Below are 1,450 nucleotides of genomic sequence, written 5' to 3'. Positions count from 1 at the left end.
TTCCCTAAGTTTGTAGGTGTCTGGGGTTGATGCCCTGGACGCCCAGGACAGTGGGGTGTAGCTGATGAGGTTCTGCTGCTTGTGTGGCTCGGAAGGAATGGCTGCCCCGCTGTGCTGGACACTCCGGCCACTGATTGAGATCTGATGCGAGTCGTCGCTGGTTAGGGAACTGTTGGCGGGGTTGTCCACGGGCTTGACCTGCGACAACAGGAGATCGAGCGTGAAAGTTCGACCGCTGGTATGGGTCGGGATAGACGTCGGCAAGGCCACTCACCATGCGTGCGTGGTGGATGAGAACGGCAAGGTGTGCTGGTCGGGCAAGGTCGGCAACGACCAACGGGCAATCGAGGCGTTGATCGACCGCGCGGCCGGGATGGGTATCGAGGTGCGCTGGGCGATCGATCTGACCAGCCCGATGGCGTTGATGCTGATCACGGTGCTGCTGACCGCGGGCCAGCGCGTGGCCTATGTCCCCGGCCGAGTGGTCAACACCATGACCCACGCGTTCCGCGGAGAAGGCAAAACCGACGCCAAGGACGCCCGGGTGATCGCCGAAACTGCACGCCTGCGTGGTGATCTGGCCGAGGTCACCCTGCCCGACGACCTGGTGGTCGAATTGACCCAGCTGACCGCTTATCGCACCGATCTGATGGCCGACTGGGTGCGCGGAGTCAACCGGTTGCGGGCGCTTCTGGGCTCGATCTTCCCCGGCCTCGAGGCATCGTTCGACTACTCCAACCGGACCCCACTGATACTCGTCGCCGGAATGTGCACCCCCGGAGAGATCCGCGCAGCCGGAATCAACGGTGTCACAACCCATCTCGCCGAGAACAAGGCCTGGCCCGCGGCGATCGGCAAGACCGCCGCCACCGCGGTGGCAGTGGCGGGTGAGCAGGAGCTCGCGCTGCCCGGTGAGGCCGGCACCGCCGCGCTGGTCAAACGAATGGCCCGCAAATTGCTCGATCTGGACCGAGAGATCAAGGACACCGACAAGCTCGTCGCCGACCGCTTTCGCAAGCATCCACACGCGCGGATCATCGAGTCCCTGCCCGGCTTCGGCCCCGGTCTGGGCTCGGAATTCCTCGTCGCTACCGGCGGAGACCTGGCCACGTTCGCGACTTCCGGGCGACTGGCGTCCTACGCTGGATTGGTCCCGGTGCCAAGGGATTCCGGTCGAATCAGCGGCAACCTGCACCGCCCGCAACGCTACAACCGACGCCTGCGCCGAGTGTTCTACATGGCCGCACTGTCCAGTATCCGAGGAGACGGCCCCTCCCGGACCTTCTACGACCGCAAACGCGGTGAACGACTCATCCATACCCAGGCACTCCTAGCGCTCGCCCGCCGACTGGTCGACGTGCTGTGGGCACTGCTGCGCGACGGCCGGGAATTCACTCCTCAGGCACCGATCCCAGCCACCGGAGGGGCTTGACATCTTCATTGAGATTCC

1 protein-coding gene is annotated in these 1,450 nt (G+C 64.6%); it reads left to right on the top strand.

The features are described 5' to 3' along the window. The first annotated feature begins 220 nt into the window (after positions 1 to 220). Positions 221 to 1,432 (top strand): IS110 family transposase, encoded by a 1,212-nt coding sequence (locus tag ACH438_RS46235; RefSeq protein ID WP_397017718.1) that lies wholly within the window; start codon positions 221 to 223, stop codon positions 1,430 to 1,432. The last annotated feature ends 18 nt before the right edge of the window (positions 1,433 to 1,450 follow it).

The sequence above is a fragment of the Nocardia sp. NPDC020380 genome (assembly GCF_044386975.1).
GTDB lineage: Bacteria > Actinomycetota > Actinomycetes > Mycobacteriales > Mycobacteriaceae > Nocardia.
Note: the sequence above shows the minus strand (reverse complement) of the source record. Positions and strands in the feature narration are given on the sequence as shown.